General features: G+C 61.7%; 20 protein-coding genes and 1 pseudogene. 13 read left to right on the top strand and 8 right to left on the bottom strand.

Going from position 1 to position 26,445, the window contains the following annotated elements; translation table 11 throughout:
- Nucleotides 1–102 precede the first annotated feature (102 nt).
- The 3 genes from H0P51_RS22580 to H0P51_RS22570 form a co-directional block, all read right to left on the bottom strand.
- Nucleotides 103–1,755, bottom strand: a complete 1,653-nt coding sequence (locus tag H0P51_RS22580; RefSeq protein WP_180919168.1) for an AMP-binding protein — start codon at nt 1,753–1,755, stop codon at nt 103–105.
- 194 nt (nt 1,756–1,949) lie between these two features.
- Nucleotides 1,950–2,903, bottom strand: a complete 954-nt coding sequence (locus tag H0P51_RS22575) for an alpha/beta hydrolase (RefSeq protein WP_180915073.1) — start codon at nt 2,901–2,903, stop codon at nt 1,950–1,952.
- A 97-nt stretch (nt 2,904–3,000) separates the two neighbouring features.
- Nucleotides 3,001–4,650, bottom strand: a complete 1,650-nt coding sequence (locus tag H0P51_RS22570) for a flavin-containing monooxygenase (protein ID WP_246398141.1) — start codon at nt 4,648–4,650, stop codon at nt 3,001–3,003.
- A 177-nt stretch (nt 4,651–4,827) separates the two neighbouring features.
- Between H0P51_RS22570 and H0P51_RS22565 the strand changes: the two genes are divergently transcribed.
- Both H0P51_RS22565 and H0P51_RS22560 read left to right on the top strand, forming a co-directional pair.
- A complete protein-coding gene (locus H0P51_RS22565; protein ID WP_180915071.1) occupies nt 4,828–5,256 on the top strand; it encodes a nuclear transport factor 2 family protein in 429 nt (142 codons plus the stop codon).
- 1,517 nt (nt 5,257–6,773) lie between these two features.
- Entirely contained in the window at nt 6,774–8,642 is a 1,869-nt protein-coding gene (locus tag H0P51_RS22560) for a flavin-containing monooxygenase (protein ID WP_180915070.1), read from the top strand.
- 153 nt (nt 8,643–8,795) lie between these two features.
- On the opposite strand, the pseudogene H0P51_RS28680 reads toward H0P51_RS22560, so the two are convergent.
- Nucleotides 8,796–9,104: pseudogene (locus tag H0P51_RS28680) on the bottom strand (transposase); the annotation flags it as partial.
- 487 nt (nt 9,105–9,591) lie between these two features.
- On the opposite strand from H0P51_RS28680, the gene H0P51_RS28255 reads away from it, so the two are divergent.
- The 4 genes from H0P51_RS28255 (at nt 9,592) to H0P51_RS22540 (ending at nt 12,233) form a co-directional block, all read left to right on the top strand.
- Nucleotides 9,592–9,777: a hypothetical protein gene (locus H0P51_RS28255; protein ID WP_213016710.1), complete on the top strand. Its 186-nt coding sequence runs from the start codon at nt 9,592–9,594 to the stop codon at nt 9,775–9,777.
- A gap of 47 nt (nt 9,778–9,824) precedes the next feature.
- Complete coding sequence (locus H0P51_RS22550) at nt 9,825–10,358, top strand: SRPBCC family protein (protein ID WP_180915068.1); 534 nt, start codon at nt 9,825–9,827, stop codon at nt 10,356–10,358.
- Between the two features lie 275 nt (nt 10,359–10,633).
- Nucleotides 10,634–11,560 (top strand): LysR family transcriptional regulator, encoded by a 927-nt coding sequence (locus H0P51_RS22545; protein WP_180915067.1) that lies wholly within the window; start codon nt 10,634–10,636, stop codon nt 11,558–11,560.
- 481 nt (nt 11,561–12,041) lie between these two features.
- The gene (locus H0P51_RS22540) at nt 12,042–12,233 is read left to right on the top strand and encodes a ferredoxin (RefSeq protein ID WP_180915066.1); all 192 of its coding nucleotides are present in this window, start codon (nt 12,042–12,044) and stop codon (nt 12,231–12,233) included.
- Between the two features lie 9 nt (nt 12,234–12,242).
- Here the strand turns inward: H0P51_RS22540 and H0P51_RS22535 are convergent, their stop codons facing one another.
- Entirely contained in the window at nt 12,243–12,881 is a 639-nt protein-coding gene (locus H0P51_RS22535) for a response regulator transcription factor (protein WP_180919167.1), read from the bottom strand.
- A gap of 177 nt (nt 12,882–13,058) precedes the next feature.
- Here H0P51_RS22535 and H0P51_RS22530 point away from each other — a divergent pair, with 177 nt between their 5' ends.
- The 6 genes from H0P51_RS22530 (at nt 13,059) to H0P51_RS22505 (ending at nt 20,898) form a co-directional block, all read left to right on the top strand.
- Nucleotides 13,059–14,291, top strand: a complete 1,233-nt coding sequence (locus tag H0P51_RS22530; protein ID WP_246398139.1) for a sensor histidine kinase — start codon at nt 13,059–13,061, stop codon at nt 14,289–14,291.
- Nucleotides 14,292–14,439: 148 nt separating this feature from the next.
- Nucleotides 14,440–15,708 carry a cytochrome P450 gene (locus tag H0P51_RS22525; RefSeq protein WP_180915065.1) on the top strand — a complete coding sequence of 423 codons (1,269 nt, stop codon included), beginning with the start codon at nt 14,440–14,442 and terminating at the stop codon, nt 15,706–15,708.
- A 46-nt stretch (nt 15,709–15,754) separates the two neighbouring features.
- Complete coding sequence (locus tag H0P51_RS22520; RefSeq protein ID WP_180915064.1) at nt 15,755–16,861, top strand: NDMA-dependent alcohol dehydrogenase; 1,107 nt, start codon at nt 15,755–15,757, stop codon at nt 16,859–16,861.
- A 127-nt stretch (nt 16,862–16,988) separates the two neighbouring features.
- A complete protein-coding gene (locus H0P51_RS22515; RefSeq protein WP_180915063.1) occupies nt 16,989–18,509 on the top strand; it encodes an aldehyde dehydrogenase family protein in 1,521 nt (506 codons plus the stop codon).
- 8 nt (nt 18,510–18,517) lie between these two features.
- The gene (locus H0P51_RS22510; RefSeq protein ID WP_180919165.1) at nt 18,518–20,065 is read left to right on the top strand and encodes an AMP-binding protein; all 1,548 of its coding nucleotides are present in this window, start codon (nt 18,518–18,520) and stop codon (nt 20,063–20,065) included.
- Entirely contained in the window at nt 20,053–20,898 is an 846-nt protein-coding gene (locus tag H0P51_RS22505; protein ID WP_246398138.1) for an SDR family oxidoreductase, read from the top strand. The genes H0P51_RS22510 and H0P51_RS22505 overlap by 13 nt, the downstream gene beginning before the upstream one ends.
- 120 nt (nt 20,899–21,018) lie before the next feature.
- On the opposite strand, the gene H0P51_RS22500 is transcribed toward H0P51_RS22505, so the two are convergent.
- Nucleotides 21,019–22,254, bottom strand: a complete 1,236-nt coding sequence (locus H0P51_RS22500) for an IS256 family transposase (RefSeq protein WP_180915062.1) — start codon at nt 22,252–22,254, stop codon at nt 21,019–21,021.
- Nucleotides 22,255–22,641: 387 nt separating this feature from the next.
- Between H0P51_RS22500 and H0P51_RS22495 the strand changes: the two genes are divergently transcribed.
- On the top strand, nt 22,642–23,208 hold the full coding sequence (locus tag H0P51_RS22495; RefSeq protein ID WP_180915061.1) for a dihydrofolate reductase family protein: 567 nt from the start codon (nt 22,642–22,644) through the stop codon (nt 23,206–23,208).
- 148 nt (nt 23,209–23,356) lie between these two features.
- On the opposite strand, the gene H0P51_RS22490 is transcribed toward H0P51_RS22495, so the two are convergent.
- Together H0P51_RS22490 and H0P51_RS22485 are read right to left on the bottom strand one after the other, a co-directional pair.
- Nucleotides 23,357–24,661: a PQQ-dependent sugar dehydrogenase gene (locus H0P51_RS22490; RefSeq protein ID WP_180915060.1), complete on the bottom strand. Its 1,305-nt coding sequence runs from the start codon at nt 24,659–24,661 to the stop codon at nt 23,357–23,359.
- A gap of 107 nt (nt 24,662–24,768) precedes the next feature.
- Nucleotides 24,769–26,427, bottom strand: a complete 1,659-nt coding sequence (locus H0P51_RS22485) for an acyl-CoA synthetase (RefSeq protein ID WP_180915059.1) — start codon at nt 26,425–26,427, stop codon at nt 24,769–24,771.
- Nucleotides 26,428–26,445 lie beyond the last annotated feature (18 nt).

Raw genomic sequence — 26,445 nt, 5'->3', positions numbered from 1 at the left:
GCGGTGACACCGTCGGTCAAGTCACAAGGAGATCTAACGACTTTGGCGCAAAGAGGGTCTGCGGATTTGTGCCCTGGCGCGGTCCCACCTCCACACCCAGGACTATCTCGTGGCATGGGGCGGATTGCGTGGCGGCTGTTCACCGAGACCGAGGGCTTCAACGCTGCGTTCGCGCATCTCGATCTTGCGAACCTTCCCGGTAACCGTCATAGGGAACTCCTCGACCAGGTGCACGTAGCGCGGGATCTTGTAGTGCGCCAGTCGCCCTTTGCAGTGGGCGCGCAATGTTGACTCGTCTAAGGGGGTTCGTCCAGGCTTCATTCGGATCCAGGCGCAGACTTCTTCGCCGTATTTGGCATCAGGAACCCCGATCACCTGTGCGTCCTCGATATCGGGATGGGTGTGCAGGAATTCCTCGATCTCGCGCGGGTAGATGTTCTCGCCGCCGCGGATCACCATGTCCTTGATCCGTCCGACGATGTTGCAGTAGCCGTCGTCCCGCATGATGGCGAGATCCCCGGTGTGCAGCCACCCGTCGGAATCAATGGTTTCTGCTGTGCTGTTGTCGTCCCCCCAATAGCCGAGCATCACGGAGTAACCGCGAGTGCAGAATTCGCCGGTCTGGCCGCGGTCGACGATCTCGCCGGTTTCTGGGTCCACAATTTTTATCTCCACATGCGGATGAGCCCGCCCGATCGAACTCGTGCGCCGTTCCAGATCATCGTCGATGAGCGTCTGACAAGAGACCGGCGACGTTTCGGTCATCCCGTAGGCAATGGCGACCTCGGTCATGTTCATGTCGCTGACGCAGCACTTCATGACTTCGACAGGACAGACGGATCCGGCCATGACGCCGGTGCGTAGCGAGGATAGATCGCGTTCACCGATGGTGGGGTGGTTCTGCATGGCGATGAACATCGTCGGCACGCCGTAAACCCCTGTACAGCGTTCCTGCTCAATCGTGCGCAGTGTCACGCCGGGATCGAATGCAGGCGCCGGGACGACAATGGTTGCCCCATGGGTGGTGCAGCCCAAGCTGCCCATCACCATTCCGAAGCAGTGATAGAACGGTACCGGGATGCACAGGCGGTCAACGGGTCCGAGATTAATGAGGTCGGCCACGAAGTAGCCGTTGTTGAGGATATTGCGGTGCGACAGGGTCGCCCCTTTGGGGAAACCTGTAGTGCCCGAGGTGTATTGGATATTGATCGCCTCATCGTTCCGCAGCCCACACATCCGGTGGGCGAGGGCGTCGGCGGAAACCTGGCGCGCACCGTCGCGAAGGCCGGTCCAGTCATCGGTGCCGAGGAAGGCGACCTCGGTCAACGTCGGTACCTGTGCCCGCACCTCGTCGACCATCTGTACGTAATCAGATGTCTTGAAGGCAGTTGCTGAGATCAGCATGCGAACACCAGACTGGTTGAGTACGTATGTCAATTCGTGGGTTCGGTAGGCCGGGTTGATGTTAACCAGGATTGCGCCGACTTTGGCTGTCGCGTATTGAAGAATGACCCACTCGGCGCAGTTGGGCGACCAGATGCCGACCCTATCGCCCTTTTCGATGGCAAGTGCCATCAGCCCACGGGCTACGATGTCGATCTCCGCGTTGAGTTCGGAGTAGGTCCAGCGCCGACCTTGCGCGACGTCGACCAGCGCCTCGATATCGGGATATGTAGCGGCAATGCGCTCGAAATTAGCCCCAATGGTCTTGTCGAGCAGAGATTTGTCGGTGGGGCCTGCGTCGTATGATTTCATCGCGATTCCCATCCGTCCCTTCCCGTGCCGGACAACCACGCGACGCAGCCATCGGGCTGACGCTTGGCGTTGGAGCCTGTCTCGTCGCGGCACAACTTGCGGTTCGCGTCGTGGCCGGAGGCAGTGGACACTTAACGTCCGATGAGGTCAGCGGAACTCCGCTCCGGACTGCGACTGACGCCGCTACGCACTCGCTACACAGTGCGGGATGCGCGCTGTGCGAATGCCTTCTTCAGGTGCTCGGCGGCATCCCCGATCGCTGCCTCGGTCTGACCGAGCATGCCAACCATCGTGAAAAACCCGTGGAAGACGCCACTATAACGCTCAGCGGTCACATCCACGCCTTCAGATGCCAGCCGTGCCGCATATGCCTCACCGTCGTCTCGCATCGGGTCATACTCTGCGGTCAATACGAGCGCTGGCGGCAACTGCTCGAGACTCGGCGCGTTCATTGGAGTTGCACGCGGATCGTCGCAAAATCGTTCTACATCAACGAGATACTGCCGCCAGAACCAGCGAACGTCATCCGACGTCAGGAGCGGGGCGTTGGCATGCTCTACCCATGATTGCCGTGCGACGCAGTACTCGGTGGCCGGGTACGCGAGCAGTTGCAGTGCGATGGACGGACCGTTGTCATCCCTCGCCACAAGGCTGACGGCCGCGGCGATGTTCGCGCCGGCACTGTCACCGCCCACCGCGATCCGACTCGGGTCGACGCCGATGTCTGCACCGTGAACAGCCACCCACAATAGAGCGCTGTACCCATCATCGACAGCCGCGGGGAACGGAGCTTCCGGAGCGAGCCGGTAGTCGACCGACACGACCGCGCACTGTGCGCGGTTGGCAAGTTCCCGGCATACGGGATCGACAAAGTCGAGGGATCCCATCACCCACCCCCCGCCATGGAAGTACAGCAAGGCCGGTAAGTCCTCCTGCGCCGACGGACGATACGTCCGCACCTTGATGTCGCCAGCAGGACCTGGAATCAATCGCTCGGTTACTGCGTGTAGCGAGGCTCCGGGAGGGGCCTGTTCACTGAGGGCTTCGAAAAAGGCGCGACCACCCTCGACGCCCAGCTCGCTAAGACTGCCTGGCATTTGCGCGGCTAGCATATCCGCAATTGCCTGGGCGTCAGGATCCAAACTCATGTGCGGCTCTCTTGATAATTGATGCAGGTTTCGAAAAGGTAGTTGCTGGGTGTGCGCTCGGCACCGACTTTCGATTGAAATGAACCCTTGCGTCGCGTCACAACGTCGCTTTGTCACGTCGCCGCGTGAGTGTGAAGCCGTCGTATCCGTCGTCCACGATCTTTGCGCAGATTTTTCGATATTCCGGCGCGCCACCGAGATAAAGCATCGGAGTGCGCGGCTTGCCGGGGATATTCGCGCCCATGTACCACGAGTTTGCCCGGGGGAATAAAGACTCGGCGGCCATGGTCTCGACCAGCTCGACCCACTCATCTTCAGCATCCCGGGTGGGCTCGATCTCGGATATGCCGTTGTCGAGCGCATACTTAATCGCATCTGTCGCGAATTCCACATGGTCCTCGATGGCCAGCGGATTATTGTATAGAGCCACGGCACTCTGAGGTCCGGTTATCATAAAGAAGTTCGGAAATCCTTCCGAAGCTATCCCTAAATAGGTGCGTGGCCCGCTAGCCCACTTCTCAGTTAACGGCTGACCATTACGTCCAACGATGCCCATCTTCAGCAAAGCTCCGGTGAAAGCATCGAATCCCATCGCAATGATGAGAACATCTAGCTCGTATGTTTCGTTGTCGGTGACAACCCCTGATGGAGTAACCTGTGTGATGGGATGTGTCTTGACATCGACCAGCGTCACATTGTCCCGATTGAACGTTTCGTAGTAGTTCGTCTCCATCGGTGGGCGCTTTGTTCCGTACGGATGGTCCCGGGGGCTCAGGAGTTCAGCCACTTTAGGATCCGTCACTCGCTCGGCGATTTTGTCTCGAACGTACTGGGCAGTGATCTCGTTGGACTCCTCGTCGAATAGCACGTCCGAATATCCTGACATCAGGAAATGGAATCCACCTTGCTCGTACAGCCGATCAAATTTTCTACGGCGCTCGACCGGATCGGCTTCCTTGGCTGAAGGATCAGCTGGCTCGGCGGTGATCCCCATGAAGTGGTTGCGCGCGGCCACGCGGATCGCCGGATACCGCGAGAGCACTTCTGCTTGCTCGACCGGGTCTGATGGCGAGTTGCGAAGTGGCGTCGCATAGTTGGGAGTTCGCTGAAAGACTGTCAGGCGGGATACCTGATCGGCGATGGCAGGAATGATCTGGATACCGGACGCGCCTGTACCTATCACTCCCACACGCTTGCCCGCAAGGTCTACTCCCTCGTGTGGCCATCGGTGTGTGTAATACACCTCTCCAGCGAAGGTTTCCAGCCCGCTAAACTCGGGATCCTTCGGAACCGAGACATTGCCACCGCCAGAGATGATAAAGCGTGCGGTACGGGTGACGGCATCGTTGGTGGTCAATTTCCAAAACGAATTATCGTCATCCCATACGATCGATTCCACTCGAGTATTGAACTGAATGTTGCGCCGCAGATCAAATTTATCGGCAACATAATTTAAGTACGCAAGAATCTCCGGCTGGGCGGCATATCGCTCGCTCCATTTCCACTCTTGTTGCAATTCATTGGAGAAGGAGTAGGAGTAATGGATGCTCTCGATATCGCACCTACAGCCGGGATACCGATTCCAGTACCAAGTGCCTCCCACGTCGGAAGCCGTGTCAAACGCAAGCACGCGCAATCCCTCACGATCGCGTGCCCTGTGCACGGCATAAAGGCCGGCGAATCCCGCTCCTATGACAGCGACATCGAGATCGCACTCTGTCTGGTTCGTACCGAGCGAAATGCCCAATGAAACCCCTCGATCCATAGGTTGCTACCACCCTTTGCAGAAGCAATTTCACAGTACTTGCAGAGGGGACGGGACGGTAATACATAAAAACTATCGCCGCGACCTGGTGATTCACCGGCGGCACTATAGGGAATTGAATATTGCCTTAAGCAGAGATAGCCCTATACGCTAAAAAACATGGACAACACCTCCCCTAAAGGCACCCAGACTCGCCCCACGAGCAACGGCGCCGATGTTGTGAACATGTTCCTAAGCGCATTCGCTGCCGGCGATATCGAGGCCGCGGTGAACTGCCTGGACTCCAAGTGCCTGGTGAACGAGGCCCACGGATTGCCCTTCTCGGGGACCTACGTGGGACAGGAAGGTTTCCTTAGTCTGCTGGGCGCGATGTCGGCCGATCTCGACGCGAGTGTCGACAAGATCGAGGTTCTCGATTCCGGCGATTCGGTGGTGGGGCGGATCGCGCTGACTTTCGTGGCTAAGACCAGCGGCGACAAGCTCGCCACCACGGGCGTGGACATCTACCAGGTGCGTGACGGCAAGATCGTCGACATCGACGTCTACTATAAGGACCCCGGCGCAGTGGCCGCGTTGGTGGGGAAGTAACTCTAGATCAAATCCGTTCGCTAGCTATTCAATTCATGGATGCCGTGCGGTCCGCGATATCGATGCACTTCGCGGGGTCTATGCCGAGGATGTGGCGTTCAGGCACTGATCGGTGGGAGCGCAACCGGGAGCAGAATCTGCGTACGCTCCCACGGCTTCCCTACGAACCATATGAGGCCGAGTCCCGGCTCCAGCAGTTCGAGCTGTACGACCAGATGCGGGTGCAGGCGCCGGTATTCCACACCGCTTCAGACTGGTGGTGTGTGAGCCGCTACGACGACATACTCGAGGTGCTGCTAAGGCCCCGACAGATGCTCGAACGCCATCCTCCAGACGGAGGCGTTCGATCTCCCAACCGGGATCGGCAGTGCAACCTAACCTGGCCCCAGGCCCATCAGCCATTGCGCTGCAGGCTAATTCGGGTCCGTTGTCACAACGCAAACGCTACGGGATAGGCACGCGCTGGGCGGCCACGCGGTCCAGCGCGCCGACCGGGTTCTTAACGCTGATGCCGCGTTTCGACCATGCCGCCGAGGCATTCACGGGTTTGTTCGTTGATGATCGACACGATCCTGGCCGATCGTCCAGCGGTGGTCACGTCGAACTGCACAGAACCGATATGCGTGCAACGCCATGTCTAATTAGCCGACACTATGTCGTGTAACTAGACATAATGTTGCCTTTGGGTGTGATGCGTGCCTATGCTGTCGAGGCTCGACCGTGTATCGATGCGGTTTTGCCCAGGGGTGAGTGGTCGATGTTGCCTGGAAGTGTGGTTGTCGCGTTGGAGTATCCGGAATCGCCATCTCGGGTCGTAGCCGACTGGGACGGTCACAGTTGGAGTGAGGCCGAGGGGCTGCGGAGAACATGATTTGTCGATCTATGGCCATGGTAGGTACGGCGCCGGTTGTCCTTGGGGGGTGCCAGTTGGGCTATTCGCGTAGCCGGCCTCGGGGTGCGGGTGTGCGATGACGGCTTGGGACGCGAGCCGGTGAATGATCCAAGGTTCTGTTGGTATGCCTCGCACGCTGTCGTTGTCTGATCAGATTGTCATTGATGTCCCGGTGGACGTTGCTCGGGCTGCCGGATTCGGGAGGCATCGGCGTCCGCTGGTCCCGTTTTTCATTCCCACGAGGTGGAGTTACCGCCTTGAAGCAGCTGTTGGCGAACAGTCCACCCGGCTCACCGAGACGTGGACTATCGGTCCGTGGCCGGCCGTAGTGCAAGCGGTTGATCGTGTGAGTGCCGTCGGCGACCGGATCGGCGAGCACGGTGAGCAACAGGGCCGCATTTTGTCTCCCAACTTAATCCCCACGGACAGCCCCGCCGGCATTTCCTTTAGCAAGCGAGCACATCGCAGATCTCAATCGGCGGCCCAAGAAAGTCCAGACAGCCCGGGCGGCCAGTCCTTTCAAGCCGCACCCAAAGGCCGGCAACAAACGCCTCACTCGACCCATCCGGGTTGCCACACAACATAACGACGCGATGTAACTGCACAAACGAACGAAAGGACTGCCATGACGTTGTTCGATCTGGCGCAGCGGGCTGGTGTGGCGTTCGATCCGGCTGAGGTACTGCAACGTTATGCGGCCGAGCGCGCCAAGCGGCTGCGCACCGACACCGCAGCGCAATTCATTGAGGTCACCAACGAGGGACGGTTCTCGAAGCACGTCCGGGACGATCCATTCGCACCACCAGCCGCCGCACGGGATCCGCTGCAGGACGAGGTCGAGGTCGCGATTGTCGGCGGCGGCTGGGTGGGGTTGATCACGGCAGCCCGGCTGGTCGAGGCCGGTGTAACGGATGTGCGCATCATCGAATCAGGAGCCGACTTCGGCGGCACCTGGTACTGGAACCGCTACCCGGGTGCACAGTGCGACATCGAGTCCTATATCTACCTGCCGTTGCTGGAGGAAACGGGTTACGTTCCCAAGCAGCGCTATTCGTACTCTGACGAAATCTACGAGCACGCACAGCGGATCGGGAAGCACTTTGGCCTCTACGATCACGCCGTCTTTCAGACACTCGTGAAAGACATGAGATGGGACGCTAAGGAAGGGCGGTGGCTCATCTCAACTGACCGTGGTGACCAAATGCGGTCTCGTTACGTGGTGTTGGCAACAGGAGCTGCGAACCGTCCGCGATTGCCTGGTATCCCCGGTTTGGATGCATTCGAGGGACATGCGTTTCACACAAGCCGGTGGGACTACACCTATACGGGCGGAGGCATCGAGGGCGGCTTGGACGAGCTCGGCGACAAGCGCGTAGCGGTCATCGGAACCGGTGCAACCGCTGTTCAGTGCGTACCCCGGGTCGCTCAGAGTGCTGCCCATCTATATGTTTTTCAGCGCACACCTTCGTGTGTGGGCGCGCGGAACAACCGGCCCACGGATCCGGAATGGGCTAACAGCTTGCAACCAGGCTGGCAGAAAGACCGAATGCGTCAGTTCGACAACATCGTCGCGAGTCTCGCCGGCGAAGTCGCAGATCTCCCCGACGACGATGAGTGGTTCCGATTGGCAATCAATATGCAGGATATTGCGGCAAAGGTCGACCCGAGTGAGCTGACGCCGCAAGGCTTTCCTGACCTGTTCCAGCTCGCCGACCTTCAGACGATGGAGCAGATTCGTCAGCGTGTCGCCGATACAGTGTGCGCCGAAGACGTCGCTGAGAAACTCAAGCCGTTCTACAACTTCCTATGCAAGCGGCCGACATTCAACGACGAATACCTGGAGGCGTTCAACAGTCCCAACGTGACTCTGGTCGATGTCAGCGACAACAAGGGCGTTGAGCGAATCACCCAGAAGGGCATTGTCGCCAACGGCGTGGAGTACGACGTCGACTGCATCATCTTCGCTAGCGGATTCGAAATCACGAGCGACTTCCACCGACGCATCGGCATTGAGATCGCTGGCGAGAACGGCCAATCACTTTACGATTTCTGGGCTGACGGCATGCGCACCATGCACGGATTCACAGTGCGTGGATTCCCCAATCTGTTACTTGTCGGCGGGTTGTTCGCGTTCACCCTCGGCGTGAATTACTGCTCCGTTGTCGACGATCAAGCGCAGCACGCCGCATACATCATCTCCGAGCTCAACAAGCGAGGCGTCAAGAGCGCAGAGCCGACAGCCCAGGGGGAGGAAGCGTGGATCGCTGCGCAGATGACTCCCAGTACCGTGCCGCTCAGCGCTCTATTGGGTGGGGCCCCAGAGACCTGCACGCCCGGCTACTACAACCAAGAGGGCAGATCGGCCAGCGATCGGCGCGACGTACGCCTTGAATCCTTTGGTCAGGGCCGCGAGGAATACCTCCGCATTTTGAAGGAGTGGCGGGCGGCGGGCGGCCTCGACGGCCTTGGTCTCCGCTACGACAGCGTTGGGTAGGAGGAAGCTATGACGGACGCCTGTCCAAGGGAGTGTCGCGAAAGGCTGGGAGCAGGTCGCAGACGCATGCCAGAAAAATTCGAAGATCACGGTGAAGCGGTATCTAGGGATCGGGTCACCATGTAGAGACGATTTCATCGTGGCCTGTTTTTACGGGAAATGCCCGCGGGCCTCGATCGCCGGTAGCAGGAGTTGAGTGACTCAACGGAATTTGGTTGAGCAGATGACCCGGCGGATCTCGACGTCGTTGTTCAGAAACGGGATGGACACCGCCCAGGCGTTGTCCCACAGGCGGATACCGCCGGGTAGCCCCGCCACCATTTCTCATTCAGCTCAACGAGGCCCCGCCCGGGCTGCAGCGGCGGTGACTGCGGTGTAGATCGGTTTCATATCACGTTTGACTTCGTCCCAGTACTTGCGCGAGGTAAGCCGAAACGTATTGCAGATCAAATGGATAATGCAACGAGATCGCGCCCGGCGTCCAGCCTTTGGCATACATCCGGTGGATCATGTTTCTCCTAACCAGATGCTCGGTCATCTCCTCATTGAGCGCGGTCTCCGAGCACCGTTTTGGTCCGCTGCTTGAGCAACCCGTCGGGCCCGGTCAACGACAAGCCTTACTCCTGGGCCAGCGCTACCAACTTGGCCGCCGCCTGCGGCCCAGCCGATTTCTTTTTCGCCACATCGTCCAGTGGCCTCATCACGGCACCTTCGCACCACGCATCGCCTAGCGGCCCAGGCCGAAAGTTCGTCAGATCCACAGTCCCGGAACCTCTTCAAAATTGAGGTTGGACGCACCTGAACGTCGCGTTACGCGACATAGTGATGTTTGACTAGACAGGGTGTTGCCTTTGGGTGTGATGCGTGCCTATGCTGACGAGGTCCGACCGTGTATTGATGCGGTGTGCCGGCCAGTGCGTGCCCGGGTGGGAAAGGTGTGGTTGTCGCGGTGGAGTTTGTGGAATCGCCGCCTCGGGCTGGAGCCCCGTGGGACGGTCAGAGTTGGGGCGAGGCCGAGGGGGCTGCGGAGAAGATGATTTATCGATCGATGGCCACGGTGGGTACGGCGCTGGTTGTCCTGGGGGTGTGCCTGGTGGGTTTTTCGCGCAACCGGCTTCGGGGTGTGGGTGGGTGAGTACGGCTTGGGAAGCGAGCCGGTGATTGAGGAAAGGTTCTGGTGGTATGCCTCGTACGCTGTCGTTGTCTGATCAGATTGTTATTGATGTTCCGGTGGACATTGTGTATTCGCGTGTCAGTGATGTGACCGCGATGGGGCAATGGAGCCCGGAGAACACCGGTGGGTCGGTGGTGGGGTCGCACGAGATTGCCCGTGTGGGCACCATGTTCGATGGCCATAACAAGCGTGGCCGGTTGGTGTGGACCACGCGCTGTGAGGTGATTGCTGCCGAGCCCAATGTCAGCTTCGCGTTCGCGGTGCGGGCTGCCGGATTCGGGCGGTATCGTCGCCGTCCCCCGCGTATACCGTTCTTCATTCCCACGACGTGGAGCTACCGCTTTGAGGCTGTTGACGAACAGTCCACCCGGCTCACTGAGACGTGGACCGTCGGTCCGTGGCCTGCCGTGTTAATCATGCTGTTTCAGCGGATGACCGCCGACGGTCTCAACGTCCCAGAGATGCAACGCCGCAACCTTCGTATCACCCTGCAAAACATCAAAAATCACCTCGAAGCCGACCACCAACTGGCCCGAACCTAACCCGGCCGACCCATCGCGTACGTGGCTTACAGGTGCAGTTTGAGTTCTGCGCACAACCGCGAAACCTGACGCAACCGAGCGTGGGACGAGGATTTGAAATTTGACGCAACTCTTGCAACCAACACGGAATGAACCGCTGGCGGGTATGCGCCAATAGGGGGCGGCAGGCCTGCGCATTCTCGACCGCGGCTCGTCACAGCCGTGTAAACGGATAGTTGGTCCAGGCGACTAAGGGACTGCACGTGGATGTGCGAACGCTTCGCTACTTTCTGATCGTGGCCGAGGAAGGCAGCATCCATGCCGGGGCGCGCGCCGCGCTGATCTCTCAACCAGCGCTGTCGACCACTCTCCGGAACCTTGAGAAGGAGCTTGGCGCCACACTATTCGAGCGATCCCACCGCGGAGTTGAGCTGACCCCGGCGGGATCAGCTCTGCTGGTGCATGCTCGACAACTCGTTCAGGCGATGGACGACACCAAGAATGTGGTCCAGGCTGGGGCGAAGCGTAGGCAGCGCACCTTCACGATCGGGCTCGTCGAAGGTTATGCCGCGGCGGCCGAACTCACAGGGCCGATCTTGGCGGCCTTTCAACGGAGCCATCCCGACCTGCGAATTCAGATCCGACGATTGAACTTCGTGGATCAGGTCGATGCCGTGCTAGATGGCTCTGTCGATGTGGGACTGGTGCGTTCGCCATACGAGCACGACGACCTCGTGCTGGTCCCCCTGTTTAGTGAACCCACAATCCTACTCGCGAGCTGCGAGCATCCGATTGCCAGGCTGGACGAGGCGCCGATCGAATTGATTCTCGACGAACCCTTATTAGAACAGGTGCGTACACCACCGCAGTGGCGAGACTTCTGGAATCTATCCGAGTGGCGGGAGGGCCGATCACGCACAGTCGAAACGGACGCAGTCGACATTCTTCAGTTCTCCATGGATCTCGCCATCAATTCGACTGTTAGTCCCATGGCGCTGAGCGCCTGGCGCCTTGGTGGACTCACCGAACTATTGTTTCGGGGAGTTCGAGCACAAGACGGACCGCGGAACGTTGCCGGCGTCGGCCACCGACGGCATGACAATCGTAGGGAAGTGCAGGCATTCGCCCGCATCGCTGTCGACGTCTGTCGAGCGATGATCGCTCTGGTACCCGAGAGCGATCTCGCCGAGGTAGACCGAGACGATCTGGCTCACCTTTCGTGAATGTGGCTGATCGGCCCCAGAACCGGTCGGCCCGGTGTCGGGGACTGCAACCCATTCGCTGACCGCCAGCCTGTCTGAGCATCTCGAGACCGAGGCGCCGGCACTCGCGGCTCCCGTTCTGCGGGCATCGTCATCATGGGCCGACTCGCCCAGCAGGCATCGGGCAGTTTAGCGGAATGCCCTGTCGTACAACGTATTTTCCCGGATCGGGATGGCGGCCGCGGGTTCTTTCCTAGTCGCCGGGACAGTTAGCGCGGATGCCAGCGTCAGCGAATCACACTTGCGCCCCGATCTCGGAAAAAGCGGTGACCCAGCACAACCTGGTGACGTCAATTCGGGACCGCCGCGCATCAGCCACTTTGCCGTCCCACCCGGATACTCGTCGTTGTGGCCCCCGAGGGCCATAAATGGCGCGCGCAGCTGGATCCGGGCGTCTCCGTGACTCCCATACTCGTTCTGCATCCCAGACGAGGAGGAAGCGATGAACATCATCGTCGATTACGGATTGTGCGACGGACACGGGCAATGCTTGCTGGCCGCACCGGACGTGTTCGACCTGCCAGATGGATTCGATCAGGTTGTCGTCCTGGACGAGGACCCGCCTGTCGCCGACTACGAGACTGTCGTCCGCGCGGCTGCAATGTGCCCGGCGCAAGCTATTCGAGTGCTCTGACCCGGGCAGCTAGAAATCAGTGCGATCATCGAGCAATCCAGACTGACCGGCCAGTGCGGCCGCTGAAATCCTGTTGCTGGCACCAAGTTTGTTCAGAAGTGAAGCCAACATGCGCTTGGCGGTACGTTCTGATACGACGAGTCGCTCGGCGATGTCTGCGGTCTCAGCGCCCGTTGCCAGCAGGCGCCAGAGCTTCACCTCGGCGGGCGTCAACACTTCCAGGATCTGCGCTGCGGGTTGTCGGGTGCGCGACAACAACCGATCCAGAATCCCAGGATCTACGACACGCAGACCCGCCGCGATCGCACATAGCGGTCCCGCGAGCGCATCTGGATGGAGCGTCTTGGATAGGAAACCGTCCGCGCCAGCACGCAACGAATCCTCGGCTAGCTGAGGATCGCCTGAACCCGACAGTGCGAGGATACGGGTCCGGGGACGCCGCGCACGGATGTGGCGGACGGCCGCGACGCCTCCCAAGGGAGGCATCGAGAGATCGACGATCGCTAAGTCCGCATCGCAAGTGGTCACCAGCTGAGCGGCCTCCTCAACAAATGTTGTGCGGCCGCCGATTACGAACTGATCTCCCCAATCTCGCGTCAACAGAAGCTCCAGGCCCTCAGCGAAGAGCTCGTGGTCGTCGATGATCACCACAACGAGAGGATTCTGGCCGGGACGGAGGCTCACTTGCGGGATGCTAGCCCTTATGGTCTTCGATATTGCCGCTTCGGTCGCGCAACAACCATATCTAAGGTCAGAGCAGTGAGCACCGTGCGCCGGCTCGGGGCGCTGGTTCTGCCCGCGGGTGACGGCTACGGACTGGCGCGGGTGGTCGTCGCAATCCGTTTCGCGGTCGTCGTTTCCATCGGAATCCTGGTGTCGGCTGGCCCGCCGTGGATGCGCGGATACACCGCAGCATTGATTGTCGTGCTCGCCGTATCCCTCGGCTATGCGTCTGCCCTGATGGCGTTTCCACGCTTCGAGGTGCGCCACACTTCGTTTGCCTGGCTGCTTGCGGCCGCCGACGCGATCTTGACGCTGATATTGGTCGGGCTCACGGGGGGCCCAGCCAGCCCCGTGGTGCTAGTGCTGGCCTTAGTGGTCATCTCATCTGCAGCACGGCTGACATTCCCCGAAAGCATTACCCTCGCAGTCCTTGTAGGGGTGGGCTACGTCGGCGTCATCGCTTATTCGCCAGGGCCAAGCGGCGCAGCGTTGCCCGGTGCTGTGCAGGGGGTGTGGTGGGCGCTTTACTTGGTCTTTATCGCCGTACTAAGCGGCGGGCTGTCCGTATTGATCGAACTCGAACATCGCTCGCGCGTCAAAGCACTCGTCGAAGCCGAAGTCGAACACGCCGCTGCCGAGGAAGAGCGTGACCTTCGTAGCCGGCTCCTGCGCTCGTACGAAGCCCAGCAGGAAGGTTTGCAAGTTCTGCTACATGAGTTCCGCACTCCCGTCACCTCATTGGACGCCTTGGCCTGCGCTTTGACCGACGGGACGCCGATGACGGGCGCAGCGGCCCAGGCCGCACTAACTCTGGCCGGACGCCACGCCCGGCACCTGTCTGACATGCTCGACGCTCTGTCGGATGTGAATCTGAGTCGTCAGCCCACGTTCTCTTCCGGCCGGGTGCGCCGCGTCAGCCTCACCGAGCTGGTTGCTGAGGCTGGTGATGCGGCGGGGGTGATTCCGCCACGATTGCGCGTGTCCGTTCACGCCGACGTCGAGACAATCCATATCGACGCACAAGGATTGCGCCGAGTACTAACCAATTTGCTGGAAAATGCCACCCGTCACGGTCGCGGCCGACCCATCGATGTGATCTGTTCGAGAGATAGAAACCAGCTGCATGTGGCTGTGCTCGACCGTGGTCCGGGGGTGCCCGCTTCACAAATGCAGGAACTGACCAGTAAATTCGTACGTTTGTCGGATCGGCACGGCACAGCTGGTTTGGGCTTATGGATCGTGGCCCAAATTATCGACGCGCTTGGCGGATCGCTGACATTCACCTCCCGAGACGAAGGCGGATTCACGGCTTCGTTTTCGGTCCCGGTCGAATAAGCCGGCCCGCGCGTCTGGCACAACTGGCCCGCATGGACCCCGAGTTGGCCCGCGCGGCACCAGATTTCCCGCAACTAGTGTCCGAAACTGACTGCATTCCGCCACGTGAGCTGTACCACAAGTGGCGGGCCAGCCGGAAAGGACAACGATGCCCACCGCCACTTCCACCTTCCGTGATATCGACCTCAGCGCGCGCGAGTTCTGGGCGAAACCGCATGAGGAACGCGATGCGGCATTTGCCATACTGCGTCAGGAGAATCCGGTCGCATGGAGCCGTCCAGCGGACTCCGATCTATTGCCTCCCGAGCAAAACACCAAGGGCTTCTGGTCGCTGACAAAACACGAAGACATTCGCATGGCTAGCCGCCACACCGAAACGTTCTCTTCGGCGCAAGGCATCACAATGGAAGATTTTCCGCCCGAGATGATCCACATCGCGCAGTCTTTCATCGCCATGGACGCGCCGCGGCACACGCAGCTGCGGGGAATTACCATGGAGGCCTTCAAACCTCGCAACATGCGCAGGCTTCAGGCATGGATACAGGGACACGCCCACGACCTCATTTCTGAGATAGCTCAGCTGGGAGAAGGCGATTTCGTCGAGCTGGTGTCGGTCAAGCTTCCTGCGCGCATCTTCGGCAGCTTCTTCGGACTGCCGCCCGGTGAAATCCACGAGAAGACTATCCACGCGGCTCAACGTCTCCTCGGATGGACCGACCCTGAGGTGTGTGGGGAAAGCTCCGCGCTGGAGCTGTTCCTCGGCGCGGTGATGGATCTGAATGAGACGGCCTCCATACTGATTCCTGAGCGCCGTGCACACCCCGGCGACGACCTGCTGACCTGGATGGTGCAAGCCGAGTTCGACGGCGAGAAGATGACCGACGAAGAACTCATGGGTTTTTTCGTCCTTCTGGCCGTTGCAGCCAACGACACCACGCGCCACGCCTCGGCGCACGCGATTCACGCGTTCTCGCAGTTTCCGCGGCAACGCGAACTGCTGGCCGCCGATGTGGCGGGGCGAGTCGACACCGCGGTCGAGGAGGTCCTGCGCTGGGCCTCACCGCTGCTGCACATGCGACGCACCGCCATCCGGGACTTCTCGCTGAGGGGAGCGGACATCAAGGCAGGTGACAAGGTGGTGCTCTGGTACGTCTCGGGTAACCGTGACGAGGACATCTTCGACCGGCCGTTCGAATTCGACATCCTGCGTAATCCCAACCCCCACATCGCTTTTGGTGGCGGCGGGCCGCACTTCTGCCTGGGGGCGGCACTCGCGCGAACCATGCTGCGCTCACTTCTGACCGAGGTGTACACACGTATCCCGGATATCACCGCACCTGAGCCGCATTTCCAGGTGGCGAACTTCATCAACGGCATCAACAGCCTGCCCGCCACCTGGACCCCGGAATGTCGGTGAGTTCAACCATTTCCCCTACCACCTATCAGAAAGGAGCCGACGAACAATGAAGACCACCGCTGCCGTGCTCTGGGGACTGCACCAGAAATGGGAAGTCGAAGAACTCCAACTCGACGGTCCTCGCGAACGCGAGGTGCTGGTGAAGCTGACAGCAAGCGGTTTGTGCCATTCCGATGAGCACCTCGTCACCGGTGACATGCCAATGAATTTGCCGGTCGTCGGAGGCCACGAGGGTGCCGGCATCGTGGCTGAAGTGGGTCCGGGGGTCACTGAGGTCCAGGTCGGCGATCACGTAGTGCTGAGCTTCATTCCCGCCTGCGGTCGCTGCCGGCCTTGCGCCAGGGGTATGAGCAATCTCTGCGAGTACGGAGCGGCGATCATGGCCGGACCCCAGCTCGACGGCACATTCCGGTTTCACGGCCGCGGATACGACATCGGTCAGATGTGTGTTCTGGGAACATTTTCCGAGTACACCGTCGTGCCGATCTCGTCGGTGGTCAAGGTCGATAAAGACATTCCATTGGACAAGGCGGCCTTGGTCGGATGTGGTGTCACGACCGGTTATGGGTCGGCAGTACGCACGGGGGCGACCGGCGACGGCGATACCGTCGTGGTCATGGGCGTCGGCGGACTGGGAATCAACGCCGTGCAGGGGGCAAAGATCGCCGGAGCGCGGTATGTGATCGCCCTGGATCCGATGGCCTATAAGAGGGAGCGTTCACTGGAGTTTGGTGCTACGCACGTCGCCGCCGACGTCGCTGAGGCATACCAGATCGTCACAGAATTGACCCGAGGGACGTTGGCCGATGTCTGTGTCGTTACCACCGACAGCGCCGAAGGTGTTTACGTGGCACAGGCACTCAGCTTGGTCGGCAAGCGGGGGCGCGTGGTGATGACCTCCATACCTCACCCCACTGACTCCCATGTTGCCCTGTCGTTGTTCGATCTAACCCTCTACGAAAAGCAGCTCCGAGGATGCCTTTTCGGATCGTCGAATCCGCGCTCCGACATCTTCCGGCTCCTAGAGCTATACCAAGCGGGGCGACTCAAACTCGACGAGCTGATCACACGCGAGTACAGCATCGAGGACGTCAATCAGGGCTACGAGGACCTCCGCAATGGCCTGAATCTGCGTGGTCTGATCCGCTACTGATCTCGAAGGCCGGATCCAGCCGGCACGGCCACCGAGCGGAATGGAATCTTCCGAGGGGCCCCTGATCCCGAATCCGCGGAGGGCGGACATACCTACCGCGCCACGAGCACAACGAAAGTGAGACCGCATGAACGAGATTCCGCACTACCGGATGTACATCAACGGCCAATGGCGCGACTCCGATGCCTTCATGGAGGTGTCGTCGCCCGCCACAGGGGCGACCATCGCGACAGTCGCCCACGGTGATCTGCATACCACCGACGAGGCGATTGCCGCCGCCAAATCCGCTCACGATGCTGGGGTATGGCGAAACCTACCGGCCCATCAACGCGCCAACTACCTCGAGGCGATTGCTGACCAACTTGGCGCCCGCGCACACGAATTGGCTGCGTTGCAAGTCGGTGAGAACGGCGCGACCATCCGCGGTGCGGGAGCCTTCCTGATCGGCTACGCCGTTGACCACCTGAAGTATTTCGCCGGCCTTGCCCGTACCTACCCATTCCAGTGCAGCGGCCCACTGGCCGAAGGGCCCACGTTGGCGACAGGATTGATCGTCAAGGAACCCGTGGGCGTTTGCGCCGGCATCGTGCCATGGAATTTTCCGCTGCTGCTGGCGGTCTGGAAACTGGGCCCCGCGCTGGCCGCGGGTAACACCGTCGTACTCAAGCCCGACGATCAGACACCCCTGACCCTCCTGGAGCTGGCCAGGGCTGCCCACGAAGTGGGCGTGCCTGCCGGGGTACTCAATGTGGTCACAGGGGAAGGCCCGGTCGTGGGAGCGCGGCTGGCTGAGCACCCCGATGTCGGCAAGGTCGCTTTCACCGGCTCGAGCGAGGTCGGCAAAGGTGTCATGCGCGCCGCTGCCAATACCGTGAAGAAGCTAACGCTGGAATTGGGCGGCAAAGGGGCCAACATCGTTCTCGACGATGCCGAGCTGGATCTCGCGGTTGACGGATCCTTGTTCGCCTTCCTGCTCATGAGCGGACAGGCATGCGAGTCCGGGACCCGGCTGCTCGTTCACAAATCCATCCACGACGAATTCGTGCGCCAACTCGTGGCCCGAGCCGCGTCGCTGACCGTCGGGGATCCGATGGATCCCGCTACCGATCTGGGGCCCCTGATCTCAGCCAGACAAAAGTCTCGTGTCGAGAAGTACATCACGCTCGGCCAAGAAGAAGGTTGTAAGCTGGCGTTCCAGGGCGCCGTGCCGTCGGATCCCGCACTGGCCCAAGGCCACTGGGTCGCCCCCACGATCCTGACCGGCGCCACCAATGACATGCGTATCGCCCGAGAGGAGATCTTCGGGCCTGTTCTGGTGGTGCTCACCTATTCCGACGACGACGAAGCGGTGGCCATCGCCAACGACAGCGACTACGGGCTGTCGGCGGGAGTGTGGAGCACGAATCCCGCACGGGCGCTGGGTATTGCGCGCCGATTGGAGTCAGGCACTGTCTGGATCAACGACTGGCACATGATCAACGCCAGGTATCCCTTCGGTGGCGTCAAACAGAGCGGACTGGGCCGGGAACTGGGCCCCGATGCACTCGATGAGTACACCGAGCCCAAATTCATTCACATGGATCTGACCAACGACTCGCGCAAGCGTATCTACGGGGTCGTGGTATCCGCTAACGCTCAGCCGGCGTGACAGCCCCGATGTACCCAGGTGCCCACGCTCGGCAGGCTCCCGATCGGCCGGCGGTCATCGTCGCCGAGACCGGGCAGTGCCTGAGTTACCGCCAACTCGACGAGAGCTCGGCCGCGCTGGCGCGGGTCCTTACCGATGGGGGCCTCGAGCGCGGCGACGTCGTTGCGCTGCTCTCGGACAATGCGCCCGAGGCATTGGTCACTCTGTGGGCGACGCAGCGGGCGGGCCTCTATCTGACCCCCATCAATCACCATCTGACTCCGGGCGAAGTGAACTACATCATCACAGATTGCGGCGCGAAGGCCCTGATCGTCTCCGCATCGCTGGAAGACCTGGCGCAATCGGCACGTGCCACAACCGACGGCCTGGGCGTGTGCTTGGCCTTCGGCGGGGTCCTGGATGGTTTCGAATCCTTCGACGCCGCACTGGCGGGCGCGGGCCCCGGACTGATCGACCAGCCCGCTGGCGCAGTGATGCTGTATTCGTCGGGAACAACGGGATTTCCCAAAGGCGTTCGACCCCCGCTGCCCGACCGCTCAATTGATGAACCGGGTGACGCGGCGGTGGCGATTGCCAAGCGGCTATACGGTATCGGTGCTGACGATGTCTATTTCTCGCCCGCGCCGCTCTATCATGCCGCGCCGCTGCGGTGGTGCGCTATGGCCCAAGCGTTGGGCGCGACCCTCGTGCTGACCAAAAAGTTCGACGCTGAAAAGACACTGCAATACATCGAGCGATACCGCGTCACGGTGACCCAGATGGTGCCGACGATGTTCGTGCGGTTGCTCAAACTCGACGAATCAGTGCGCGCCCACTACGACCTATCAAGTCTGCGGGCAGTCATTCACTCGGCTGCACCCTGCCCGGTGCCCACCAAACGCGCCATGATCGATTGGCTGGGACCGATCCTTTACGAGTACTACAGTTCGACCGAGGTCAATGGCATGACCTTCATTGACAGCGCTGATTGGTTGGCTCATCCCGGATCGGTGGGGCAAAGTGTTCTCGGCGTGATCCACATATGCGACGACGACGGCCGCGAAGTTCTACCGGGGGCGGTGGGAACGGTATTCTTCGAGCGCGACAGCCTGCCCTTCGAGTACCACAATGACCCGGAAAAGACCGCTGCGGCAACACATCCTGATCACCCACTGTGGACCAGCGTCGGTGATCTCGGATCGGTGGATGAGCACGGCTACCTCTACCTGGCCGACCGCAAAGCGTTCATGATCATCTCAGGCGGGGTCAACATCTACCCACAGGAAGTCGAGAACGCGCTAGTCCTGCACCCCGCGGTTCTCGACGTCGCGGTGATCGGCATACCCGACCCGGAAATGGGCGAGCAGGTGAAAGCGATCGTGGAACTCGCCACGTCGGTGCAACCCTCGCAGGCACTCGCCCGGGAACTGATCGACCACACGCGCGCGCAGATCGCGCATTACAAGGCGCCACGCTCCATTGAGTTCATCGAAAGGCTACCGCGCACGCCGACCGGAAAAATAGTCAAAGAGGGACTGCGTCAACAGTATTCAGAGACGGCGTCGTGGCAGAACTGAGCATCCCGGATTTGCTTTCTCCTGCGCTGCTCAGGGGCAAGGCCGCGTTCGTCACCGGTGGCGGCAGTGGTGTCAATCTAGCCATCGCTCACGGTCTGGCCTCCGTTGGCGCCGATGTCGCCATCTGCGGACGATCCCAAGAGCGGTTGGACGAGGCCGCAACGCAACTGCAGGTGCACGGCAGAAAGATTCTTGCGCTCAGTGCCGACGTGCGCGATGCTGCCAGGCTCGCCGGCGCAGTCGATACCGCGGCACGCACCTTCGGTCGGCTGGACGCCGTGGTAGCCGGCGCAGCTGGCAATTTCTTCGCCCCGGCACAAGACATCAGCCCCAACGGTTTCCGTGCTGTGATCGATATCGACCTAGTGGGCAGCTTCCACACAGCGCGTGCAGCGTTCGCGTACTTGAAACAGACCCAGGGGAGTATCTTGTTCGTCTCCGCCGGACAGGCCTATTTGCCCTTCGCCAACCAATGCCATGTCGGGGCGGCCAAGGCGGGTATCGACAACCTGATGGCGAACCTCGCCTTGGAATGGGGTCGGTTCGGCATCAGGTCCAATTCCCTTGTCCCTGGACCCATCGCGGGTACCGAGGGCATGAAACGGCTTGCTGGCCCGGTGGGGGCAACGATGTGGATTGACGCCGTCGCGCTGCAACGTTTCGGCGACGTCGCCGAGGTGGCTGCGATGGCAGTCGTGCTCTGCTCCCCGCTAGCCTCCTACGTCACGGGTGCGCGAATCGCGGTGGACGGGGGACTGGCGTTATCCGGTCTGGGCGCCATCAGCCGCGCCGTCTCAGATCCTGCAGTACGTGACCGGCCAGAGCCCACTTAACCGTCGTCGGTCACCTCGGGGTGGGCGGTTACGCGCTATGACACCATCTGCAAGCGCGGTGCTGGGTAGTCGTATTCCAGTGTTTCGGTGGCCCCCGCCGTGATTCTTCGACTTGGTGATTTAGGCGGTCAGTGCCGCTGGGGTGGCCTCCTGTTCTGTGGTGGTGTTGGTAGTGAGGCGGGATTTGCTGAGGACGTCGAGGCCGAGGTAGCGCCGTGATTCGGCCCATTCGTCGTGTTGTTCGGCGAGTACGGCGCCGACGAGGCGGATCAGGGCGTCGCGGTCGGGGAAGATGCCGACGACGTCGGTGCGGCGGCGGATTTCTTTGTTGAGTCGTTCTTGTGGGTTGTTGGACCAGATTTGGCGCCAGATTTGTTTGGGGAAGGCGGTGGATGCCAGCAGGTCCGGGCGGGCGTTCGCCAGATGATCGGCGACCTTGGGTAGCTTGTCGGTCAGCGCGTCGATGATCCGATCATATTGGGCGGCAACGGAATCAGCGTCAGGTTGGTCGTAGACCGAGTGCAGCAGGGTGCGTACCCACGGCCAGGACGCCTTCGGGGTCACGGCCATCAGGTTGGTGGCGTAGTGAGTACGGCAGCGCTGCCAGCAGGCTCCGGGCAGGGTGGCCCCGATCGCGGCCAGTAGCCCTGCGTGGGCATCGCTGGTGTCCAGCGCAACCCCGGACAGCCCTCGGGCGGTCAGCGACCGCAGAAACGTCAACCAGCCGGCCCCGTCTTCGGCGGTGGTGACGTCGATGCCCAGGATTTCGCGGTAGCCCTCGGCGTTGACCCCGACGGCGATCAGGGCGTGCACGTTGACCACGCGGCCGGCTTCACGGACCTTGAGCACCAGGGCGTCGGCGGCCATGAACGTGTACGGGCCGGCATCGAGCGGCCGGGTCCGGAATGCCTCGATGGCGGTGTCGAGTTCCTTGGCCATCACCGACACCTGCGACTTCGACAAACCGGTGATCCCGAGGGTTTCGACGAGCTTGTCCATCCGCCGGGTCGACACCCCGAGCAGATAGCAGGTGGCTACCATCGTGGTCAGTGCCCGCTCCGCGCGTTTGCGCCGGTCCAGCAGCCAGTCCGGGCAATACGAGCCGTGCCGCAGCTTGGGGATCGCCAGATCCAATGTCCCTGTGCGGGTATCGAATTGGCGGTGTCTGTACCCGTTGCGCTGGTTGGTTCGGTCGCTGCTGCGCAGGCCGTATCCGGCGCCGCATACGGCGTCGGCTTCCGCGCCCATCAGGGTATGGATGAACGTCGAGATCAGCTCGCGCAGCACGTCGGGGTGGGTGGTAGTGAGTCGTTCAGCCAGCAGTGCTGGCAAGTCGATATCGTGGGCAGCGGTCATCACGTTGATTCCTTTGCTCGAGTGACTTTGGCGGTCTCTCGAAGAATCACGCGATGACCAGCGGCAAAATCGAAGAGCGTTCCGGTCGTGCAGGACGAATAGGGGAACTGACACTGACGCATGTTGCGGGACTTAAAATCCGCCCAGTGTCGGTTCGAGTCCGACTGGGGGCACCGCCGTTATTGCAGCGACAAGTGGTATTCCGCTTGCTGCGCGTGGCGCCTTAAGACACTCGTCAACGTCAGCTGTCGGCAGGTTTGCGGCTGCGAATCGCCGCGCCCGATTGCAAGACTCTGGAGACGCGGGTGTTGGCGAAGCCGGGATCCGCACGTTCTCTCAACGCACGACGGCGCGATGAGCTTTGCCCTTCGGTGCAGTCTGATCTGTATGGGCAAACTCATTTATGGCTTCACTGTGTCCGTGGATGGCTACATTGCCGACGCGCAAGGCAGCATCGACTGGTCCGAACCGAGCGAAGAACTGCACCAGTACTGGAACGACTTCGAGCGGGAGACCGCCCTATCGTTCTACGGGCGGCGGCTCTACGAACTGATGTCGGCGTACTGGCCTACCGCTGACAAGACCCCGGACGCCCAGCCTCTGATCGTCGACTTCGCGCACATCTGGCGCGACATGCCCAAGGTTGTGTTCTCGCGCACCCTGGAGTCCGTCGACTGGAACTCCCGCCTGGAACGCGGCGACCCGGTCGAGGTGGTTAGGAAGCTGAAAGCCGAAACTGACGGCAGGCTGGAGGTGGCCGGCGCGACGCTGGCGGCACCGATCGTGCAGGCCGGACTGGTGGATGAGTACCGGATTGTGGTCGCGCCCACCGCCGTGGGTGGCGGCACGCCGTACTTCCCGGCACTGCCGTCGTGGATCTCGCTGCGACTGTTGGAGAACCGCACTTTCCCAGGCGGCACGGTGCTGCTGCGTTACGAGGCCAAACGCGACTGAGCGACACGCCGCCAGGCGAACTGCAGATCGACTTCGAGATACACGAGGCGTCGAGCGGCACCGAGTTACCGCAGGGGCGTCATCGTTGTCGAACACCCGGTCTCTCGGCCGGAGGGGGCCCGCATCTAGGTCCACCCCGGCGACCGCGCTACCGCGTCGGCGGCGCTAAACGGTAGACGGCGCCCGCGTCGTCGTCGGTGACGTAGACGGCCGCGTCCGGTCCGACGACGGCGGCAACCGGGCGGCCCCATCTACTTCCGTCGTCGAGCTGGAAGCCACCGACGAGGGTTTGATGATCGCCGAGAGTGCCGCTGCGCCAAGGGAAGAACGACACCTCAGGTGCGCGCGGCGGCTGCCGGTTCCATGAACCGTGGATGCCGACCAATGCGCCGTCGGCATACGGTGGCGGCAGCGACCCAGTGGTGAAGGCCAGCCCCAACGGCGCGGAATGGGCGCCCATGCTCTGCTCTACCGGTGGCAGGGTTCGGCAGTCCAGCGCCGATCCGTCTTTATTGGTCGTCATGTCGCGGATGAACGGGAGATTCGCGGGCCCGCCATCCGGATTGCAGAAGGGCCAGCCCAATTCGCGGCCAGGTGTCAGGCGTGCCAGTGATTCGGGCGGATGATCGTTGACGTACTCGGTGCGGATGTTGCCGTCCGGGTCGGGTGCGTTGTCGCGGTTGTTGACCGCTGTCCACAGCGAGCCGTCGGGAGCCACGGCCAGGCCGGTCCCGTTGCGCACGCCCGTGGCGAAGGGCGCCGCCGGGCCGCCACCGGGCGGAATTCGCATGATCGTCGCGCGGGGCGGCATCGCCGTCCGGTCCTGCGGTGAGATGTTGGCCGTCGAACCGATCGAGAAGTAGACGGCCCCGTCGCGTCCAACGGCCACACTCTTGAGCGCATGGGCGTAGGCGCCGTGCAGATCAGGGCTGCGCGCGTCGGGTAGGCCGGCAGCAACGGTCCGCCGGTTGACGGCGTCGCCGTTGACGTAATCGTAGGCATCGATCTGGTCGCTTTCGGCGACGTAGAGCGTCGAGCCCGCGAATGCCATGCCGTGCGGTTGATCAAGCCGGTCGAGCAGCGTCGACTGTTGCGGCGCCGCAGCAGGTTTCGGCATCAGCTTGACGATTTGCCCGCTGGCCGGTGTCGATACCAGCAGGGCGCCATCGGGGGTCGATACCGCTAAGCGCGCCTTGGGGATTCGTGCCCACACCGACATCGTCCAGCCGTCGGGAATCAGCACCTGCCGCGGCTGGTCGAACGGTGCCTGCGCCAGGTCGGGGGCCACGCTGAGGGTGGCCGGCACTAGCTTGCCCGATGCCGGTGCCGGCGCGGCAGGTCCGGGGGAGACCGACCTGGGGCTCGATCGCGGTGACCCGGGAGAGCACCCGGTGAGTACCAAGATGCTGGCCAGGACGGCTGTCAGGGCTTGACGAGCCGGTGCTATTGGCATGCGTCATGTGTGGAGATGGTCATGTCCTCGCGCATACCCGAGTCGGCCGTGCTGAATCCGTCGCAAGCCGAATCGTGCAGGGATCCGTCCTACGACTCCGCCGAGCATCACTCCGGTTGCTCGACGTCCATCTCGACCAGCACCCGCCGCAACAGCTTCCCAGTCGCATTCCGCGGCAGCTCGTCGACGAACACCACATCGCGCGGCACCTTGTGACGAGCCAAGTTGTCCTTCACGTACTGCTTGATTTCGGCGCCGTCCAAGGAGGCGCCTGGTTCGGAAACGACGAAGGCGCGCAACCGTTTTCCGAACTCAACATCGTCGACGCCCACCACCGCCACTTCGGCGATGTCGGGCCGCTCCTCGAGCAGGTTTTCCACTTCCTGCGGGAAGACGTTCTCACCGCCGGAGACGATCATGTCGTCGTCGCGGCCGTCAACGAACAGCAGCCCGCTCTCGTCGAAGTGGCCCATGTCGCCGCTGGACATGTAGCCGTCGATGATCTGCTTGTTGCGGCCGTCGGTGTACCCGGAGAACGGCGCCCCATTGCGGACGAAGATCCGGCCGCGACGGTTCGCGCCCTTGATGCGTTGACCCTGCTCGTCGTAGAGCACCACTTCGCACGTCAGGGGGGCGCGTCCAGCGGTGCCCGGCGCGGCGCGCAGTTCGGCGGGGGTGGCCACGCTGGCGATTGCGCACTCGGTGGAGCCGTACATGTTGTAGAGGACATCGCCGAAGGTGTCCTGCACTCGATTGGACAGCTCGGGGCTCAGCGCCGACCCGGCGATCAGGATCACCTTCAGCGACGACGTGTCGTACTTGGCGATCACGTCCGGCCCGAGCTCGACCATCCGGTGCAGCATCGTCGGCACCGCGACCAGCATGTCGGCCCGGTGCTCGGCGATGAGCGCCAGCGTGCCCTCCGCCTTGAATCGCCGGGCGGTCACCACCTTGTTGCCCAACGCGGCGCCGACGGTGTACGTGGCCCACCCGGTGCTGTGGAAGATCGGCGAGACGATCACCATGGTTCCCTTGCGGGGAAACGGAATTCGGTCGATGATCTGGGCGGTCGCCAACGGCGATACCGTGTCGCGCGGCGCCCCTTTGGGCAGGCCGGTGGTGCCGCTGGTGAGGATGACCGACCCACCCGATCTGCTCGGCGGGGGGAGCGGCTCGCTGGGATGCGCCGCGACGATGCTGTCGAGGGTGTGCGCGTCGGCGGGCACGTCGGCGTCGTCGTCCACCCAGATCAGCACCCGGGGCAAATCGGCGGGCAGCGCGTCGAGCAGGCCTAGGAATTCGCTGTCGTGCAGCACCACCTTGACGTGTTCGCGCTCGCAGACCTGAGCAAACTGCGGCTTGGCGAAGCCGGTGTTCATCAACACCAGGCGGGCACCGATCTTCCCGCAGGCAGCCATCGCGACGACCAAGCCGCGGTGGTCGCGACACAGCAACCCGACGACCGAACCCGCGGAGACACCGAACGACTGCAGGCCGTGCGCCAACGCCCACGATTGCTCGTCGACCTGCTTGTACGTCAACGTCCCGCGCTCGTCGACGATCGCCGGCAGATCCGCATAGCGGCGCCCGCCCAGGATCGTCATCGTGGCCTGTGGCCCGTAGATACGGGAGAGTTTGCCGGCTTGCACCGTCGAATTCAGGTCTCGCAGGTCGATGATGCCGGTATCGGCGAGCCGTTTGACCGCACGTCCCGCCTCGCTAACTTGTTGCAGCTTCTGCTGGATGCTGGTCAGTGCATTGGCCATGGGAACTCCTCGGCTACG

It is taken from the genome of Mycobacterium vicinigordonae (assembly GCF_013466425.1).
GTDB lineage: Bacteria > Actinomycetota > Actinomycetes > Mycobacteriales > Mycobacteriaceae > Mycobacterium > Mycobacterium vicinigordonae.
Note: the sequence above shows the minus strand (reverse complement) of the source record. Positions and strands in the feature narration are given on the sequence as shown.

Bases quoted from the DNA above. Each gene is read 5' to 3' on its own strand.
- H0P51_RS22580 (WP_180919168.1), bottom strand. From the start codon at position 1,755: ATGAAATCATACGACGCAGGCCCCACCGACAAATCTCTGCTCGACAAG.
- H0P51_RS22575 (WP_180915073.1), bottom strand. From the start codon at position 2,903: ATGAGTTTGGATCCTGACGCCCAGGCAATTGCGGATATGCTAGCCGCG.
- H0P51_RS22565 (WP_180915071.1), top strand. From the start codon at position 4,828: ATGGACAACACCTCCCCTAAAGGCACCCAGACTCGCCCCACGAGCAAC.
- H0P51_RS22560 (WP_180915070.1), top strand. From the start codon at position 6,774: ATGACGTTGTTCGATCTGGCGCAGCGGGCTGGTGTGGCGTTCGATCCG.
- H0P51_RS22550 (WP_180915068.1), top strand. From the start codon at position 9,825: ATGCCTCGTACGCTGTCGTTGTCTGATCAGATTGTTATTGATGTTCCG.
- H0P51_RS22540 (WP_180915066.1), top strand. From the start codon at position 12,042: ATGAACATCATCGTCGATTACGGATTGTGCGACGGACACGGGCAATGC.
- H0P51_RS22525 (WP_180915065.1), top strand. From the start codon at position 14,440: ATGCCCACCGCCACTTCCACCTTCCGTGATATCGACCTCAGCGCGCGC.
- H0P51_RS22520 (WP_180915064.1), top strand. From the start codon at position 15,755: ATGAAGACCACCGCTGCCGTGCTCTGGGGACTGCACCAGAAATGGGAA.
- H0P51_RS22515 (WP_180915063.1), top strand. From the start codon at position 16,989: ATGAACGAGATTCCGCACTACCGGATGTACATCAACGGCCAATGGCGC.
- H0P51_RS22510 (WP_180919165.1), top strand. From the start codon at position 18,518: ATGTACCCAGGTGCCCACGCTCGGCAGGCTCCCGATCGGCCGGCGGTC.
- H0P51_RS22500 (WP_180915062.1), bottom strand. From the start codon at position 22,254: ATGACCGCTGCCCACGATATCGACTTGCCAGCACTGCTGGCTGAACGA.
- H0P51_RS22495 (WP_180915061.1), top strand. From the start codon at position 22,642: ATGGGCAAACTCATTTATGGCTTCACTGTGTCCGTGGATGGCTACATT.
- H0P51_RS22490 (WP_180915060.1), bottom strand. From the start codon at position 24,661: ATGCCAATAGCACCGGCTCGTCAAGCCCTGACAGCCGTCCTGGCCAGC.
- H0P51_RS22485 (WP_180915059.1), bottom strand. From the start codon at position 26,427: ATGGCCAATGCACTGACCAGCATCCAGCAGAAGCTGCAACAAGTTAGC.